This window comes from Tepidiphilus olei (genome assembly GCF_006980705.1).
Classification (GTDB): domain Bacteria; phylum Pseudomonadota; class Gammaproteobacteria; order Burkholderiales; family Rhodocyclaceae; genus Tepidiphilus; species Tepidiphilus olei.
This window is the reverse complement of sequence record NZ_SBHO01000011.1, coordinates 22,180-39,319: the sequence shown is the minus strand read 5'-3', so window position 1 is coordinate 39,319 and position 17,140 is coordinate 22,180. Positions and strand designations below refer to the sequence as shown.

15 protein-coding genes are annotated in these 17,140 nt (G+C 63.1%); 10 read left to right on the top strand and 5 right to left on the bottom strand.

Annotated elements, in window-relative coordinates:
- Positions 1–85 precede the first annotated feature (85 nt).
- The 10 genes from EPD80_RS10465 to EPD80_RS10420 all read left to right on the top strand — a co-directional run bounded on the left by EPD80_RS10465 (position 86) and on the right by EPD80_RS10420 (position 11,016).
- Entirely contained in the window at positions 86–1,489 is a 1,404-nt protein-coding gene (locus EPD80_RS10465) for a M16 family metallopeptidase (RefSeq protein WP_142804583.1), read from the top strand.
- 21 nt (positions 1,490–1,510) lie between these two features.
- On the top strand, positions 1,511–2,836 hold the full coding sequence (locus EPD80_RS10460) for a M16 family metallopeptidase (RefSeq protein WP_142811623.1): 1,326 nt from the start codon (positions 1,511–1,513) through the stop codon (positions 2,834–2,836).
- A gap of 4 nt (positions 2,837–2,840) precedes the next feature.
- Positions 2,841–3,377, top strand: coding sequence for a 16S rRNA (guanine(966)-N(2))-methyltransferase RsmD (gene rsmD, locus EPD80_RS10455; RefSeq protein ID WP_142804581.1), 537 nt, complete (start codon positions 2,841–2,843; stop codon positions 3,375–3,377).
- Positions 3,374–3,871 (top strand): pantetheine-phosphate adenylyltransferase, encoded by a 498-nt coding sequence (gene coaD, locus EPD80_RS10450; protein ID WP_142811622.1) that lies wholly within the window; start codon positions 3,374–3,376, stop codon positions 3,869–3,871. Before rsmD ends, coaD begins: the two co-directional genes overlap by 4 nt.
- A gap of 26 nt (positions 3,872–3,897) precedes the next feature.
- Positions 3,898–4,152, top strand: a complete 255-nt coding sequence (locus tag EPD80_RS10445; protein ID WP_142811620.1) for a YfhL family 4Fe-4S dicluster ferredoxin — start codon at positions 3,898–3,900, stop codon at positions 4,150–4,152.
- 233 nt (positions 4,153–4,385) lie between these two features.
- Positions 4,386–5,339, top strand: coding sequence for a magnesium/cobalt transporter CorA (corA, locus tag EPD80_RS10440; RefSeq protein WP_142811618.1), 954 nt, complete (start codon positions 4,386–4,388; stop codon positions 5,337–5,339).
- The gene (locus EPD80_RS10435; RefSeq protein ID WP_142811616.1) at positions 5,336–6,607 is read left to right on the top strand and encodes a DUF3422 family protein; all 1,272 of its coding nucleotides are present in this window, start codon (positions 5,336–5,338) and stop codon (positions 6,605–6,607) included. The genes corA and EPD80_RS10435 overlap by 4 nt, the downstream gene beginning before the upstream one ends.
- Before the next feature lie 45 nt (positions 6,608–6,652).
- Complete coding sequence (locus EPD80_RS10430) at positions 6,653–7,573, top strand: phosphoribosylaminoimidazolesuccinocarboxamide synthase (RefSeq protein ID WP_142804576.1); 921 nt, start codon at positions 6,653–6,655, stop codon at positions 7,571–7,573.
- A gap of 72 nt (positions 7,574–7,645) precedes the next feature.
- Positions 7,646–8,896 carry an MFS transporter gene (locus EPD80_RS10425; RefSeq protein ID WP_142811614.1) on the top strand — a complete coding sequence of 417 codons (1,251 nt, stop codon included), beginning with the start codon at positions 7,646–7,648 and terminating at the stop codon, positions 8,894–8,896.
- 23 nt (positions 8,897–8,919) lie between these two features.
- Entirely contained in the window at positions 8,920–11,016 is a 2,097-nt protein-coding gene (locus EPD80_RS10420; protein WP_142811611.1) for a M3 family metallopeptidase, read from the top strand.
- A gap of 143 nt (positions 11,017–11,159) precedes the next feature.
- On the opposite strand, the gene EPD80_RS10415 is transcribed toward EPD80_RS10420, so the two are convergent.
- The 5 genes from EPD80_RS10415 to EPD80_RS10395 form a co-directional block, all read right to left on the bottom strand.
- Positions 11,160–12,704 (bottom strand): class I adenylate-forming enzyme family protein, encoded by a 1,545-nt coding sequence (locus EPD80_RS10415; protein ID WP_142811609.1) that lies wholly within the window; start codon positions 12,702–12,704, stop codon positions 11,160–11,162.
- Positions 12,705–12,735: 31 nt separating this feature from the next.
- Entirely contained in the window at positions 12,736–13,947 is a 1,212-nt protein-coding gene (locus EPD80_RS10410) for an ABC transporter substrate-binding protein (RefSeq protein WP_260677394.1), read from the bottom strand.
- 15 nt (positions 13,948–13,962) lie between these two features.
- Positions 13,963–14,943, bottom strand: a complete 981-nt coding sequence (locus tag EPD80_RS10405) for a branched-chain amino acid ABC transporter permease (protein ID WP_142811607.1) — start codon at positions 14,941–14,943, stop codon at positions 13,963–13,965.
- 4 nt (positions 14,944–14,947) lie between these two features.
- A complete protein-coding gene (locus tag EPD80_RS10400; RefSeq protein ID WP_142811650.1) occupies positions 14,948–15,814 on the bottom strand; it encodes a branched-chain amino acid ABC transporter permease in 867 nt (288 codons plus the stop codon).
- 92 nt (positions 15,815–15,906) lie between these two features.
- Entirely contained in the window at positions 15,907–17,124 is a 1,218-nt protein-coding gene (locus tag EPD80_RS10395; protein ID WP_142811606.1) for an ABC transporter substrate-binding protein, read from the bottom strand.
- Positions 17,125–17,140: the final 16 nt, after the last annotated feature.

Here is a 17,140-nt window from a genome sequence, read left to right as displayed (position 1 = left end):
TTCATCCCGGACATCGCCAAAAAATTATGGGTACAATGGTTTCTTCAGCGTTTGCTCACCCAATGGGTGAAAAGGATTCTAGCAGATGCGATTCGATCCCTCCGCCCGCCGGACGTTCCCCTGGTCGTGGTCGTTCTTCTCCGTGCTGTTCGTTTGCATTGCCGTGCTCGTCGCCACGACAGCGAACGCCGAGACCAAAATCTTTCGCCTAGACAACGGGATGGAACTCATCGTCGTCGAAGACCACCGGGCTCCCTCCGTGGTGCACATGGTGTGGTACGACGTGGGTGCCATCGATGAGCCGGCGGGCAAGACGGGCGTAGCCCACGTATTCGAACACATGATGTTCAAAGGCACCCCCTCGGTGGGACCGGGAGAATTCAGCCGGCGTGTAGCCGAGCTCGGTGGGCGAGACAACGCATTCACCAGCCGCGACTACACCGCTTATTTCCAGCAGATTCCACCCGAAGCGCTGGGCGAAGTGATGGCGCTCGAGGCGGACCGGATGGAGCATCTCGTCTTCGACCCCGATGAATTCGTCAAGGAGCGCGAGGTCGTGCGTGAAGAGCGTCGCTTGCGTACCGACGACGTACCCGAAGCGCTCGGCCATGAAGCCCTAATGGCTACCGTTTTTTGGTCACATCCCTATCGCAACCCCATCATCGGCTGGCCCACCGACCTCGAACGGCTCAGACTCGAAGACGTGCAACAGTGGTACCGTAGCTGGTACGCACCCAACAATGCCCGGCTGGTGGTGGTGGGCGACGTCAACGCGGGCGAAGTCTACGCTTTGGCACAACGGCACTATGGCGCGATCGGCGCCCGTCCCGTGCCCGAGCGACCGTTCCTCGACGAGACCCCGCAGCATGGGCGCCGCCATGCGGTCGTGCAAGGGCCGACGGAACTCTCCAGCATGAGACTCGCCTGGAAAGTCCCGCCGCTGCGCGATCTGGAGGCCGACCGGGATCCTTACGCCCTCATGGTGCTCGCCGCCGTGCTCGACGGCTACGACGGTGCACGTCTGACGAAAGCCTTGGTGCGGGAGCAACCGCGGGCCATCGCGGTTTCGGCCGATTACGACGGAATTGCCCGCGGCCCCGGCCTCTTTACGCTGTCGGCCAGTGCCCGACCGGGTATCGCGCTCGATCAGTTGGAAAAGGCACTGCGCGAGGAAGTGGAACGCATCGCCAAAGAAGGCGTTTCCGAGCAGGAACTCCAGCGCGTCATCCGTCAAGCGGTGGCGCAGCAGGTCTATAAGCGGGATTCCCTCATGGGACAAGCCATGGAGATCGGGTTCGCGCGCGCCGTGGGGCTCCCTTGGGATGCGAGCGCGCGCATCACCGAAGCGCTTCAGCGCGTCACCGCCGAGGACGTGCAGCGCGTGGCCCAAACCTGGTTCACCGAAGAAGGGCTCACCCGGGTCGACGTGCTGCCCGATGGCCGCGCCCCCCGCCCCGTTGCCACCGATCCCCATGCGCCCCTGCACTGACCCTGCTCCGAGGAGGTCCCGATGATCCAGCGCACCCTCCGCACCCGCGCTTTTGCCGTGTTGCTCTTTTTCGTCGCCACCGCGTTCTCGCCGCTCGCCCTGGCGCTACCGACGATCGAGCGCTTCACCACCGCAAGCGGAGTGCGCGTCGATTTCGTCGCCAACCGCGACTTGCCGCTCATCGACGTCGTCATCTCGTTCGACGCCGGTTCCGCCCGCGACCCTGCGGGGAAGGAGGGGCTCGCTGCCCTCACACGGCGTCTGCTCGATACCAGTACCAGAGTGCACGATGAACAAGGCTTGAGCGAAGCCTTCGCGGATCTGGCGGTCAGCCTCTCCGGCTCGGTCGACGAAGACCGCGCCACCGTCGCCTGGCGTAGCCTCTCGGAGCCCTCAGTGCGCGACGCGGCCGCCGATCTGGTAGCCGAAGTGCTCACCCAGGCGATTTTCTCCCCTGCCGTCTTCGTTCGCGAACGGGCGAACGCCAAAGCGGCCCTCAAAGACGCGCTCACCCGGCCCAATGTCCTCGCCGAGCGTGCTTTCACCACCGCCATCTACCGCGACCACCCATACGGCAGGCTCACCACGCCCGAGTCCCTCGACCGACTCGGCCGCAACGACCTCGTCGCCTTCCATCGCACCCACTACACGCGTGCGCGGGCACACGTGGCCATCGTCGGTGACCTCGACCGCGCCCAGGCCGAGCAGCTCGCCGAGCGCATCATGGCCAAACTGCCCGCTGGCGAGACACCCGAGCCCCTGGTGCCAGTCGCGCCGACGCAAGCGAACGACGTGCGCATCGCTCATCCGGCGCAGCAGGCTCATCTGCGTCTGGGCTTGGCCGTGATGACCCGCGACGACCCCGATTATTTTCCCTTGCTCGTAGGCAACCACGTACTGGGCGGCGGCGGTTTCAGCTCGCGCCTGGTCGATGAGATCCGTGAGAAACGCGGTTATGCTTACAGCGTAGGCAGTTATCTCGAGCCGCGACGCCAGGCCGGCCCTTTCGTCATCGCGTTGCAGACCCGGGGCCAGCAGGCCGAGGAAGCCCTGGCGCTCGCGCGCGAAACGCTCGCGCGTTTCCGCGAACAAGGCCCCACGGACGAAGAACTACGCCGCGCCCAGGACAACATCGCGCGCGGTTTTGGCCTGAGACTCGATTCCAACCGCAAGCTCATCGGCTACGTCTCGATGATGGGCTACTACAACCTCCCCACCGACTGGCTCGAACGCTATCCGCAGGCGGTGCGCGCCGTGACGGGGCAGCAGGTGCAAGACGCTTTCAGTCGCCGCATCGACCCGGCCCGCCTCGTGACGGTGCGCGTCGGCGGCGACGGAGATCGTTGAGGCGATGGCGCGGCTGCGCCTCATCGGCGGCGCCTGGCGCTCGCGCGTGCTCATCGTGCCCGATCGCCCCGGCCTGCGCCCGACACCGGATCGGGTCCGCGAGACGCTGTTCAACTGGCTGGGACAGGATCTCACGGGGCTGACCTGCCTCGATCTCTTTGCAGGCACCGGCGCGCTCGGATTCGAAGCCGCCTCGCGCGGTGCAGCGCGCGTCATCCTGGTCGAGCGCGACCGACACCTCGCCCGGCAGCTCGAAGAAAACCGCAAGGCGTTGCGTGCCGACGAGGTGGAAGTCATCACGGCGAATGCGTTAGAATGCGCGCGCACCTGGTCGGAGCCCGTCGACGTCCTCTTTCTCGACCCGCCCTACCACGCGCATTGGCCCGAACGGCTCGAACCCTGGCTCGACCGGCTCGTGCGCCCCGACGGTTCCCTCTATCTCGAATCCGAGCGAGAGATCGAAACCCTCGGGGCCTGGCACACCGTGAAACGCGGCCGCGCGGGCCAAGTACATTACCACCTGCTGGAGCGCAACGCATGAGCGAACGATCGGTCGTCGTCTATCCCGGCACCTTCGACCCTTTCACTCGGGGTCACGAAGATCTCGTGCGCCGGGCGTGTCGCATTTTCGATCACATCGTCATCGCCGTGGCGCGCAGCCGCAATAAAAATCCCCTCTTCGGGCTCGAAGAGCGGGTAGAGATCGCCCGGGAGGTGCTGCAGCGTTTTCCCAACGTCGAGGTGGTCGGTTTCGACGGCCTGCTGATCGATTTCATGCACCAACGCGGGGCACGCATCCTCTTGCGGGGTTTGCGCGCCGTCTCCGACTTCGAATACGAATTCCAGATGGCCGGAATGAACCGCAAGCTCTTCCCCGACATCGAAACGGTGTTCCTCACGCCGGCGGACGAGTACATGTTCATCTCGGCGACCATGGTGCGCGAGATCGCCCGGCTGGGGGGCGACGTGCGCGGGTTCGTGCATCCCGTGGTTGCCGACCGGCTCTCCCGCCGCAATACCACACCAACCGATTGACTTTTTCTTCCTATGGAGGCTTTTCCATGGCTCTGACCATCACCGAAGAGTGCATCAACTGCGACGTGTGCGAACCGGAGTGCCCCAACGATGCGATCTCGCAGGGCGACGAGATCTACGTCATCGACCCGAACAAATGCACCGAATGTGTCGGCCACTATGACGAACCCCAATGCCAGCAAGTCTGCCCGGTCGATTGCATCATCCCCGACCCCGCCCACCGCGAGACCAAGGAGCAACTGCTGGAAAAATACAAGCGCCTGATGGCTGCCAAGGCGTAAGCCCGAGCGCACGACGCGGCACCGATCCTTCCACGCGGTCATCGGTGCCCCGTGTTTGTTGCGCCGCAAAAAGCGTATAATTTCGCCGTCGCGCTCGTTCCGATCTTTTCCGTGAACTCCAAAACCCGCTGTCGACCTCGTCGCTCGTTCCTCTACTGCTGCGTTCGCGGCTGACGCCTTCGTCGTTTCGCCGCGATCCCCGACCCCGCTGGCGAAACGTGTAAAGGTGCTCCATGCTGCGACTGTTCCAGGCCGAAAAAGACACCATCCGTGAACTGCCCAAGGCGCTCGCGCTCGACGATCAGGCCGTGGCCAGGGCCCTGTGGATCGATGCCCAAGACCCCGACGAGCACGAACGCGAGCTGCTGCAGCGGTTGCTGAACGCCGAACTGCCCGAATCCGAAGACGTGGAGGAAATCGAATCCTCCGCCCGTTTCTTCATCGACAACCAGGGGTTGCACGTCCACTCCCTCTTCCTCGCCCAGGAAGAAGGGCGCCACGTCACCGTCACCGTCGCCTTCATCCTGCAGCGCGAACGGCTCATCTCGGTGCGGGAAGAAGATCTCGCGGACTTTCGGCTGCTGCGCATGCGCGCCCGCCACGGTCAGGTCCATGCCGGAACCCCCCAGGAACTGCTGGTCACCATCTTCGAGCAAAAAGTGGAAAACCTCGCCGACACCATCGAAGACCTGCACCGGCGGCTCGAAGAGGTCAGCTTCATGGTGCTGGAGGACGAAAACGCCGAGCTCGAGGACGCCATCGACAAGCTGGCCAAGATCGAGAACAGCAACGGGCGCATTCGCCTGTGTCTGATGGACACGCAGCGTGCCGTCTCTTTCCTGCTGCGCCACCTGCGCGACCAAAACGGCTTGCAAGAGACCTGCCGCGAGATGATCCGCGACCTCGAAACCCTCATGGCTCACACCAACTTCGTCTTCGAGAAGATCAACTTCCTCATGGACTCGGCTCAAGGGTTCATCAACATCGAGCAGAACCAGATCATCAAGATCTTCTCGATCGCCGCCGTCGTCTTCCTGCCGCCGACCCTGGTCGCCAGCATCTATGGGATGAACTTCGAACACATGCCGGAACTGCACTTGGAATACGGCTATCCCCTCGCGCTGATCCTGATGGTGATCAGCGGCTTCGCCCCCTACTTCTACTTCAAGCGCAAGGGCTGGCTGTGAAACTCACCCAGCATCCCATCCGGCAAACACTGCACGAGGAGATCCACGCCCGGCCGTCCGTGCCGCTGCTTGCCCCGGCCACGGCGGTGCAACTGTCGTGGCTATTGCCGCGTGAGACCCCTTCCGACCGTCTCCTCGAGCATTGGGCGCGGCTGCGCAATCTTCCCGGCGCCGTGCTCGAGCTCGATGCCGCGGCGCAGTCCCTCCTACGGTGGGGCGGGTTGCGCATCAAGCGCGAACGCCACGCCGAATTCCATTCCTACACTTTCTATCTCGACGGCGATCACGACACCCCCGAGGCGATCCTCTCACGCCTGCCCGAAGGCTGGCTCGAGGCCAGCCCCGGCGAAGTGATCGCCGCCACGCACGTTCGCCTGAGGCCGGTATCCGACACGCCGCCCACCGAGTTCCTCGACGCGGCCGATCCGTTCGGTCCGGCACTCGTCGCCTCGAAGATCTCCGATGGCAACGCCTGGGTGCTCAGCGACTTCCAACTGCACGAGGGGTTCATCCAGTTCATCGTGCTCGACGCGGCCATGACTCCGAAACAGGCCGGACGCGCTGTGCAGCGGCTGCTCGAGATCGACACCTACCGCATGCTGGCGCTGCTCGCCTTTCCCATGGCCAAGGAAGTCGGAGCCTTTCTCGGCCGCGCCGAGGCGGAACTGGCCGAACTGGTGGCGGCCATGAGCCGCGCCGCTTCGTTCACCGACGAGCGCGAGATCCTGGCACGACTCACCCACCTGGCCGCCGAAATCGAAAATTCGATCGCCGCCAGCGCCTACCGCTTCGGCGCCGCCTCGGCCTACAGCGCCCTGGTGCGTCAGCGCATCGCCGAGCTGCGCGAGATCCGACTCCCCGGCTACTCCACCTTGCAAGGATTCATGGAGCGTCGCTTCGCTCCGGCCATGAACACCTGCGCCGCCGTCGCCCGGCGTCAGGAAGAACTCTCGCAGCGCTCGGTGCGCGATTCCCAGCTGCTGCGCACGCGCGTCGATCTCGAAATCGAACGCCAGAACCAGCAGTTGCTCGCACAGATGAACCGCCGCGCCAAGGTGCAACTACGGTTGCAGGCGGCCGTCGAGAGCCTGTCGGTGATGGCCATCACCTACTACGGCTCGCAGCTCGTCAATTACCTCACCAAGGGATTCAAGCCCTGGCTGCACCTCGAACCGGAACTGGTCACGGCCCTTTCCATCCCCGTGCTCGCCGGCCTGATCGCCCTGGGCGTGCGCCGCGTCCACCGGGCGGTGGAGCATGAAAGCTAGCGCCCGTGCGATAATTCTCGTTTTCAGAATGCCGGGGAAGGATCCATGGCCGAGGCGATCTTCGAGACGCACATCACCAGTCTGCCGCTCATCGGACGCGGCAAGGTACGCGACCTCTACGCGGTTGGCGAGGACAAACTCCTCGTCGTCGCCACCGACCGGCTCTCCGCTTTCGACGTCGTACTGCCCGATCCCATTCCGGGCAAGGGCAAGGTGCTCACGGCAATCACCGAATTCTGGCTCGATCTGCTCGCCGGCATCGTTCCGGATCATCGCACCGGCATCGATCCAACCTCCGTCGTCGCGCCCGAAGAGTGCGACCAGGTCCTCGGGCGGGCGATGGTGGTCAAACGCTTGCAGCCCTTGCCCATCGAAGCGGTGGTACGCGGTTACCTCATCGGTTCGGGCTGGAAAGAATATCAGCACAAAGGCAGCGTGTGCGGTATCCCGCTCCCGCCGGGGCTGAGGCTCGCCGAGCGCTTGCCCGAGCCGATCTTCACTCCGGCCACCAAGGCCGAGGCAGGCGAGCACGACGAAAACATTTCCTTCGAACAGGCCGAGGCCCTGTGCGCCGCACGGCTCGCACCGCACGATGGCGCGAGCCTCGCGCGGCAAGCCAAGACCGCGGCGCTCGCGCTCTACATCCGGGCGCGCGACTACGCCGCCGAGCGCGGCATCCTCATCGCCGACACCAAGTTCGAGTTCGGCATCGACGCTGCCGGCGTGCTGCACCTCATCGACGAAGTACTCACACCCGATTCGTCCCGGTTTTGGCCGGCCGACGCCTGGCAGCCCGGCACCAACCCGCCGTCCTTCGACAAGCAATACGTGCGCGACTACCTCGAGACGCTCGACTGGGACAAAACCGCGCCCGGGCCGCGTCTGCCGGAAGACGTCATCCGGAAGACGGCTGAGAAGTATCGTGAGGCGTATCGACGCCTGGTTGGGCAAGCGCTGCCGGAATAACACTTCCTGAAGTGAGTATTCCGGTGACCCCCCCGTCGCCGCAATTCCGAAAACAAAAAGAGGAGACACTCCATGGCCTGCAGCCGCCGCACGACGGCGCTCGTCGTCGTCATCGCCGCCTACGTTTTGTCCTTTTTCCACCGCTTCGCGCCCGCCGGTATCGCCACCGAACTCGCCGCGGCCTTCCACACCAGCGCCGCCTCGCTCGGCACGCTCGCTGCCACCTATTTTTACGTCTACACCCTGATGCAGCTGCCCACCGGCATCCTTGCCGACACCGTGGGACCGCGACGCATCATCGTGGCGGGCGGCTTCGTCGCCGCCGCGGGTAGCCTCCTCTTCGCGCTCGCCCCTTCGCTCGAAGTGGCACTCGCCGGACGTACCCTCACCGGCCTGGGCGTGTCGGTCACCTTCATCGCCATGCTCAAACTCTTCGCCCTGTGGTACGACGAGCGCCGTTTCGCCTCCCTGGTGGGTCTGGGCATGTTCGTCGGCAACCTCGGCTCGGTACTCGCCGGCACGCCGCTCACGGCGCTGGCGCAGCTCACGGGCTGGCGCGGCGTGTTCGTGGCCACGGCCTTGGCGTCGCTGGCCGTCGCCGTGCTGTGCTGGCGGCTGATTGAGCCGGAAGAGCCGGGTACGCTCAAGCGTTTCGACCGTACCGTGATCTTCGGCGGACTCGCGACCATCCTGCGCAACCGCGCCTCCTGGCCCGCCGTGCTCGCCAACTTCGGCATCGCCGGCAGCTTCTTCGCCTTCGCCGGCCTGTGGGCCACGCCTTACCTCATGAGCGTGCACGGCCTGACGAAACTGCAAGCCTCGCACCACCTCTCACTCTACTTCCTCGCCTTCGCCCTCGGGTGCCTCGCCATTGGCGCCCTGTCCGATCGGCTCGCGCGGCGCAAAGCCGTGCTGGTGCCCATGGCCGCACTCTACCTCGCCTGCTGGGTCGTGTGCCTGACGGCGGGGCCGCTGCCCCAGACGCTCACCTTTCCCCTCTTCGCCCTCATGGGGCTCGCCTCCTCTTCCTTCTCGCTCACCTGGGCCTGCGCCAAGGAAGTCAATCCGCCGGCGCTCTCGGGCATGAGCACGGCCCTCACCAACATGGGCGGGTTCCTCGGCGGCGCCCTCCTGCAGCCGCTCGCCGGCGCGCTCATCGACCGCGCCTGGAACGGAACCATGCTCGACGGAGTCCGTATCTATGCGCCGGAACATTTCACCGCGGCGATCGCCTGCCTTGCCGGCGCCGCCGCGCTCGGTTTTCTCGGCGCCTGCCTCGTCCACGAGACACGCGCCCGCAACCGGTGGCAAAATCCCGCCTGAAGAGAATCCACCTCGAGGACACGATGAACGCACCAGAACATCCGCTGCTGCATCCCTTTCAACTCCCTCCCTTCGATCGCCTCCGGCCGGAGGACGTCGAGCCGGTCATCACCGAACTCATCGCACGGGCCCGCGCCGCGATCGAGCGCGCGGTCGATGAACGCACCCCGCCCACCTGGGAAGACTTCGTCGCCCCGCTCGAACGCGCGCTCGAACAGCTCTCGGACGCCTGGGGCGTGATCGGGCACCTGCATAGCGTGATGGACACCCCCGCCTGGCGCGAGGCCTACAACCAGATGCTCCCCGAAGTCACGCGTTTCTGGACGGAGCTGGGACAGAACGAGGCGCTCTACCGCAAAACGCAGGCGCTCGCGCAAAGCCCCGAGTTCGCTCGCCTCTCGCCCGAACGCCGCCGCGTGATCGAACTCGACTTGCGCGACCATCGGCTCGCCGGCGCGGAACTGCCGCCCGAGAAGAAACCCCGCCACCGCGACATCCAACAGGAACTGTCGGCGCTCTCGGCCAAGTTCTCGGAAAACCTGCTCGATGCGACCAATGCCTACCAGGAATGGATCGAGGACGAGGCGCAACTCTCCGGCATTCCGGAGGAAGTGCGGGCCATGGCGCGTGCGGCGGCGCAGGCGCAAGACCGTCCGGGCTGGTGCTTCACCCTGCAGATGCCCTTCTACTTGCCGGTGATGCAGTACGCCGACGATCGGGCGCTGCGCGAGCGCATGTACCGGGCCCATGCCACCCGCGCCTCCGAGTTCGGCCCGCCCGAGCGCGACAACGGCCCGCTCATCGAGCGCATCATGGCGCTGCGCGGCGAAGAAGCGCTACTGCTGGGCTATCCCGACTACGCCAGCTACTCGCTCGTGCCCAAGATGGCCAACGAGCCGGAAGAGGTCGCCTCATTCCTGCGGGAACTCGCCGCCCGCGCCAAGCCCTTCGCCCTGCGCGATCTGGAAGAACTGCGCGCTTTCGCCCGCGACCGCCTCGGCCTCGATCCGCTCGAGCCCTGGGACATCGCCTATGCCTCGGAAAAATTACGCCAGGAGCGCTACGACTATTCCGAACAGGAAGTGCGGCGCTACCTGCCGCTTCCGCGCGTCCTGGAGGGGCTCTTCGCCCTCTTGGAACGGCTCTTCGGCGTGCGCCTCGTGCCCGACACCGCCCCCGTGTGGCATCCGGACGTGCGTTTCTACCGCGTCGAGCGCGACGGCGCGCCGATCGCCTACTTCTACGTCGACCTCTATGCCCGCGACACCAAGCGCGGCGGCGCCTGGATGGACAGCGCCAAGTCGCGCCGGCGCGAGGGCGAATTTCTCATGCTGCCGGTGGCCTACCTCGTGTGCAACTTCGCCCCGCCGGTGGGTGGCAATCCCCCCACGCTCACCCACGACGACGTGCTCACGCTCTTCCACGAGATGGGCCACGGGCTGCATCACATGCTCACCCAGGTCGACGAGGCGCCCATCTCGGGTATCCACCACGTCGAATGGGACGCCGTCGAGCTGCCCAGCCAGTTCATGGAAAACTTCGCCTGGGAATGGGAAGTGCTGGAGAAAATCACCGCCCACGTCGACACGGGCGAGCCGCTACCGCGTACGCTCTACGAGAAAATGCGTGCAGCCAAGAACTTCCAGGCCGGCATGCAGATGGTGCGCCAGATCGAATTTTCGCTCTTCGACCTGCGCATTCACCGCGAACTCGCCCGCGCCCAGGAACCGGCCCCCGAACGAGTGCCGCTCGCCGACGTGCTGCGCATCCTGGAAGAAGTGCGCGACGAGGTGGCCGTGATCCGGCCGCCGTCTTGGCATCGCTTCCCGCAGAGCTTCTCGCACATCTTCGCCGGAGGGTACGCGGCCGGCTACTATAGCTACAAGTGGGCCGAAGTGCTCTCGGCCGATGCCTACGAGGCCTTCGAAGAGGCGAGCGCGCGCACCGGCACCGTGCTCGATCCCGACACGGGGCGTCGCTTCTGGCGCGAGATCCTCGCCGTGGGCGCGAGCCGCCCCGCAGCCGAATCCTTCCGCGCCTTCCGCGGCCGCGAGCCGCGCATCGACGCCCTGCTGCGGCACAATGGCCTCATCGAGGAAGCCAGCGAGGCGCATGGCTAGGGAAACGCTGAATAATTGGCTGCGCGGGCGAATCGCTGCGTTGCGCAGTGCTCGCTCCCTCGCCTATCTACTCGATATGTCTCGGTCGCTGCGCACCAAACGCCTTGCGCTTCATCCCGCTCGCTCATTTCTTCAGCGTCTCCCTAGATGCTGCGCTTTTCCTCCTTGAGCCTCACCTCGAGGTGGTGCCGCTGTACCTTGCCGGTGGTACTGCGCGGCACCTCCTCATGGGTGATGAAACGGATCTCTTTGGGAAACTTGTAGCGCGCGAGTTTCCCTTCGCACAGCGCGAGCACGTCTTCCACGCTGAGGGTCGGATCGCGCGGCACGACGAAAGCCACCGGCACTTCGCCCCACTGCGGATCCCTACGGCGCACGACCACGGCCTCGTCGATGCGGGGATCGGCCAGCAACACCCGCTCGATCTCGGCCGGATAGATGTTCTCTCCGCCCGACTTGATGAGGTATTTGCGCCGGTCGACGAATTCCAGGGTTCCATCGGGATGGCGCACGAACACGTCGCCCATGTGAAACCAGCCATGGCGAAAATCTTTCGCATTCGTTTCGGGGTTCTGCCAATAACCGCTGAAAAGACTAGGACCGCGGATGGCGAGCTCGCCGGGTTCCCCATCGGGCACTTCCACGTCGTCCTCATCGACGAGCCGGATCTCACAGTAGGAACTCTGCTCCTTGGGCAGACGTTCCGGCATCGTCCCGATCGCAACGAAATTTTTGCTCGCAGGCGCCAGTCCGGTCTCGGTCGCTCCGAAGCTGTTGACGTAAGGGGCGCGCAGCAGGGTGGTGATCTCGGCGAGCTGATGCCGCGGCACCAAGTCGGCCATGGCGCCGATCGCCTTGATGCCGGCAGGAACGGTTTGGCGCTTTTTCAGCTCCTCGGCCAGGCGTTCGATCATCCCTGGCATCACGACGAACCAACCGATACGATGCCGGGAAACGGTCTCGACGAGTTTGTCGGGTTGAAAACCGTCGATGACGATCACCCTACCGCCATGGATCAAAGTTGCCATGGCGTGATCGTTCGAGACCATGTGAAAGAACGGTGCCCACGCCACGAAGGCATCCGCTTCGTCCAAGCGCAAATCGTGATAAAAAATCTGACTGCGCGCGATCACCGCCCTCTGGCTGATCAGGGCCCCTTTGGGCATGCCGGTGGTGCCGCTGGTATACAAGATGATGAGACCATCTTCTGGCTGAGCGAGGTTCGGCGCTTCCTTGGCAGGGGCAGCACGCAACATCGCCTCGAAGTCGCGATCGAGATCGATCAGACGATCGCCCCCGTAGCCGAGGCGAACCAGGGTCTCAATATAGCGGCCAGAGACGAAGAACAAGGAAGGGGTGACGAGTTCGATGCAATGGCGCAACTCTTCGTCGGTCAGACGCCAATTGAGCGCGGCGACGATGAGCCCCAGCTTGGCCGCTGCCACCTCGATTTCGACGAATTCACAGCGATTCTCCATGAGCGCGGCGATCCGATCCCCGCGTTTCAATCCTGCAGCCAGCAGGGCGTTGGCGATTCGATTGGCCCGCTCCTCGAGCTCACCATAAGTGAGCGAGCGTCGTTCGTCTTCGACGGCGATGCGCTCGGCCTGGTAGCGCGCATGGTGACGGATCAAACCGGAAAGCGAGAGCTTTCCGCTCTCGTGGATCAAGTGAGCGACATCCGTCATCGGTTCATCCTCGTAGGTTTTCCCGGTCGGCTTACTGCTTCACCAGGGGACACTGGCTCTCACTCAAGGGGATGAAGGCTTTGTCAGCGGGAATCGTCTCGATCACTTTCACCAGGTCCCATTCTCCCTTCGACTCCTTGGGCGATTTCACCTGCATGAGGTACATGTCGTGCATCACGCGCCCATCCTCACGCAGCCAGGCGTTCTTGTGATACATGTCATTGAACTTCATCTTGCCCAGTTGCGCCCGCACCGCCTTGCCTTCGTCGGTTCCCGCCGCTTCCACCGCTTTCAAATATTGCAATACGGCCGAATAGACGGCTGCATGGTTGCTCGTAGGCGCTGCATTATGGCGCTGCTGGAAGCGCTTGGCAAAGGCTCTCGTCTCCTCGTTCATGTCCCAATACCAGCTATCGACGAATTTCAAACCTTGAGCTACTGCCAAACCGAGCGCCTTCACATCCGAACTAAAGACGAGCAGACCGACGATCTGCTGCTTACCATCTCGCCCGATTCCGAACTCTGCTGCCTGTTTGATCGAATTGATCGTATCCTGAGCGGCATTGGCCAGCGCGATCACGTCGGCACCGGAATTCTGTGCCTGCAGTAAAAAGGAGGAAAAGTCCGTCGTTTGCATGGGATGGCGCAGGGAACCGACCACGTCACCGCCCCGCTCCTTGACGATCTTGCTTGCATCTTGCTCCAAGGAATGGCCAAAGGCATAATCGGCGGTCAGGAAGAACCATCGCTTCCCGCCTGCGTTGATGATGGGGTCGGCCACCCCGACGGCGAGCGCATGAGTATCATAGGCGTAATGAATCCCGAAGGGAGTACACTCCTTGTTCGTCAACGCCGTTGAACCTGAAGCGGTATTCATCGTGATCACGCCCAGCTGTGAGGCAAGGCGCTGCACGGCGATCCCTACGCTCGAAGTATCCATATCGGCGATCATGTCGACTCCATCGCGCTCGATCCAGCCCCTGGCGATGGTGGCTCCGACGTCGGGCTTGTTCTGATGATCCCCCGAAACGATTTGGATCGGCTTGCCGAGCACTTTTCCGCCGAAATCCTCCACCGCCATCTGCGCCGCCACCACCGACCCCTTGCCGCTGATATCTGCGGCGTAACCCGTCATCCCGTTGAGAATGCCGATTTTCACCACATCGCCGGAAATCTGTGCTTGAGCCCCCTGGGCCATCGCCCAGCATGCCGCTGCAGCCAGCCATACGACTTTTTTGATCACGTCTCGCCCTCCCAATCATGGTTTCGACTTCGAACCCTGCTCGATCTGCGCCAGCTCTGCTTCGTTTGCTTCCCTCCGGCCCCAAAAATGCCGTTGTGCCAAAGCCTGAAGCTCGCCGACGATGCCTCGGCGGAACACCAGTACGCACACGATGAACGTGGCTCCGATAATCACCGTGACCCAAGAGCCGAGGGCGCTCAACTCCGAATGCAGAGCAACGACCGTGAAGGCGCCTACCATCGGCCCGAACAAAGTGCCGACGCCGCCGAGCAAGGTCATCAGGACCACTTCGCCCGAAGTCGTCCAGTGCACGTCGGTGAGCGAGGCGAATTGGAAGACCAAGGCTTTGGTCGCCCCCGCCAGGCCAGCCAGTGCGGCCGACAAGACGAAGGCAAGCAGTTTGAAGCGGTCGACGTCGTAGCCAAGGGATAGGGCACGCGCCTCGTTTTCCCGGATCGCCTTGAGCACTTGACCGAACGGGGAATCGATGATGCGCGCGATCGACCAGAACGCGAGAAGAAAGATCGCCAGGACGAAGTAATACATGTTCATCGTATCGTTCAAATCCACGATCCCAAAAAGACGTCCGCGAGGAATCCCCTGCAATCCATCCTCACCGCCGGTAAAAGGGGCTTTCACGGCAACGAAGTAGACGATCTGCGCCAGCGCCAGGGTGACCATGGCGAAATAAATCCCTTGGCGCCGGATGGCCAACGCCCCCACCGCAGCGCCCAGGATCGCTCCGACCCCCAAACCGATCAAGATGCCGATCTCTGGCGGGACGCCCCAGCTTTTGACCGCATAACCAGCCACATACGCCGCCCCGCCAAAGAAAGCCGCGTGACCGAAGGAGAGCAAACCGGTATACCCCAGTAGGAGATTGAAGGCGCAGGCAAAAAGGGCAAAACACAGCATCTTCATCACGAAGACCGGGTAGAGCACGAAGGGGGCGACCACCCCCAGGCCGAGCAATAGAAACCATTGTTTGCGCGTCATGCCCTCACTCCCTGCCAAAAAGCCCACTGGGGCGTACCATCAGGACGATCGCCATGATCACGAATACGACGAGGCTCGCTGCCGGCGGATAGAGCACTTTGACGACGCCTTCGATCAACCCCAGCCCCAAACCCGTGACGATCGCTCCCAGGATGGAACCCATCCCACCGATGACGACCACGGCGAACACGACGATGATGATCTCAGAGCCCATCAAGGGGCTCACCGAATAGATGGGGGCAGCCATGACTCCAGCCAAACCGGCCAAGGCGCAGCCGAAGCCATAAGTCAGGGTGACGAGCAGTGGAACATTGACCCCGAATGCCTCGACGAGCTTGGGATTCTCCGTACTGGCACGAAGCAGCGCACCGAGTTTGGTGCGCTCGATCGCGTACCAGGTCACGAAACACACCGCCAGAGAAAAAAGCAAGGCGAACAACCGATACTTCGGAAAGTACATGAACCCTAGATCGACCACACCGCGCAGGCTCGGCGGAATCCCGGGATAGGGCGTGCCCGCCATGTTGTAGAAATTCCCGAAGAACCCCTGCAGCACGAGGGCAACGCCAAAGGTCAGCAACAAGCCATAGAGGTGATCGAGACCGGCGAGGCGCTTGAGCATGGTGCGCTCGATCACGATGCCGAACAAGCCGACGAGCAAAGGAGAGAGCAACAAAGCCCACCAGAAACCGATGCTCAGCTCCGGCATGCCGATCCAGCCACCGAACTGCGTCAGCCCAATCAGAGCCAAGAAAGCACCGAGCATGTAAAAAGCGCCGTGCGCAAAATTCACGATGTTGAGCAAGCCGAAAATGACGGCCAAGCCCAAACTCAACAAAGCGTAGAAGGCCCCGTTGTTCAGACCGAGCATGGCCTGACTGAGGACCGATTTGATGAAAGGATCCACTCCGCTCTCCTGATGAGGATGCCGGAGGTGCTGCCTCACCCCCGGCGACGATCACGTCACTTCTTCACCAGCGGACACTCGCTCTCGCTCAGGGGGATGAAGGCCTTCTCGGCGGGAATCACCTCCAGGATCTTCACCAGATCCCATTCGCCCGTCGATTCCTTGGGCGATTTGGCCTGCATGAGGTACATGTCGTGCATCACGCGCCCGTCTTCGCGCACCCAGGCGTTCTTGTGATACATGTCATTGAACTTCATCTTGCCCAGTTGCGCCCGCACCGCCTTGCCTTCGTCGGTTCCCGCCGCTTCCACCGCTTTCAGGTATTGCAAGACGACCGAATAGACCGCAGCCTGGTCACTCGTGGGTGCCGCGCCATGACGCTGCATGAAGCGCTTGGCAAACGCCCGCGTCTCATCGTTCATGTCCCAATACCAACTATCGACGAACTTCAAGCCTTGGGCTACTGCCAAACCGAGGGCTTTCACGTCGGCGCTGAAGACGAGCAACCCGACGATCTGCTGCTTGCCATCGCGCCCGATGCCGAATTCCGCCGCTTGGCGAATGGCGTTGGTCGTATCCTGACCGGCGTTGGCCAGGGCGATCACGTCGGCACCGGAATTCTGCGCTTGGAGGAGATAGGAAGAGAAATCCGTGCTCGGGAAGGGGTGGCGCACCGAACCGAGCACTTCACCGCCGCGGGCCTTGACGACCTTGGTGGCGTCCTGCTCCAAGGAATGCCCGAAGACGTAATCGGCAGTGATGAAGAACCATTTCTTCCCTCCCTCGCGAATGATCGGTTCGGCCAAACCCGCAGCGAGGGCATACGTATCGTACGCATAGTGAATGCCAAGAGGAGTGCATTCCTTGTTCGTCAGCGCCGTCGTGCCCGAACCGGTGTTCATCGTGATCACCCCTTTCTCCGCGGCGAGCTTCTGCACGGCGATGCCCACACTGGAGGTATCCATGTCGGCGATCATATCCACGCCATCGCGCTCGATCCACTGGCGGGCGATGGTGGCGCCGACGTCGGGTTTATTCTGATGATCCGCCGAGACGATCTGAATCGGTTTGTCCAATACCTTTCCGCCGAAATCCTCCACGGCCATCTGTGCAGCCACCACGGAACCCTTGCCGCTGATCGAGGCATAGGGACCCGTCATACCATTGAGTATCCCGATCTTGACGACGTCCCCGGAAATTTGTGCCTGTGCCGCCGAGCTGAGCAAGACTCCTGCGACGATGGCATAGAGTTGCTTTGTGAGATGCTTTTTCATGAAGGTCTCCTCCTGG

Bases quoted from the DNA above. Each gene is read 5' to 3' on its own strand.
- EPD80_RS10465 (WP_142804583.1), top strand. From the start codon at position 86: ATGCGATTCGATCCCTCCGCCCGCCGGACGTTCCCCTGGTCGTGGTCG.
- EPD80_RS10460 (WP_142811623.1), top strand. From the start codon at position 1,511: ATGATCCAGCGCACCCTCCGCACCCGCGCTTTTGCCGTGTTGCTCTTT.
- rsmD (WP_142804581.1), top strand. From the start codon at position 2,841: ATGGCGCGGCTGCGCCTCATCGGCGGCGCCTGGCGCTCGCGCGTGCTC.
- coaD (WP_142811622.1), top strand. From the start codon at position 3,374: ATGAGCGAACGATCGGTCGTCGTCTATCCCGGCACCTTCGACCCTTTC.
- EPD80_RS10445 (WP_142811620.1), top strand. From the start codon at position 3,898: ATGGCTCTGACCATCACCGAAGAGTGCATCAACTGCGACGTGTGCGAA.
- corA (WP_142811618.1), top strand. From the start codon at position 4,386: ATGCTGCGACTGTTCCAGGCCGAAAAAGACACCATCCGTGAACTGCCC.
- EPD80_RS10430 (WP_142804576.1), top strand. From the start codon at position 6,653: ATGGCCGAGGCGATCTTCGAGACGCACATCACCAGTCTGCCGCTCATC.
- EPD80_RS10425 (WP_142811614.1), top strand. From the start codon at position 7,646: ATGGCCTGCAGCCGCCGCACGACGGCGCTCGTCGTCGTCATCGCCGCC.
- EPD80_RS10420 (WP_142811611.1), top strand. From the start codon at position 8,920: ATGAACGCACCAGAACATCCGCTGCTGCATCCCTTTCAACTCCCTCCC.
- EPD80_RS10415 (WP_142811609.1), bottom strand. From the start codon at position 12,704: ATGACGGATGTCGCTCACTTGATCCACGAGAGCGGAAAGCTCTCGCTT.
- EPD80_RS10405 (WP_142811607.1), bottom strand. From the start codon at position 14,943: ATGACGCGCAAACAATGGTTTCTATTGCTCGGCCTGGGGGTGGTCGCC.
- EPD80_RS10400 (WP_142811650.1), bottom strand. From the start codon at position 15,814: ATGCTCGGTCTGAACAACGGGGCCTTCTACGCTTTGTTGAGTTTGGGC.
- EPD80_RS10395 (WP_142811606.1), bottom strand. From the start codon at position 17,124: ATGAAAAAGCATCTCACAAAGCAACTCTATGCCATCGTCGCAGGAGTC.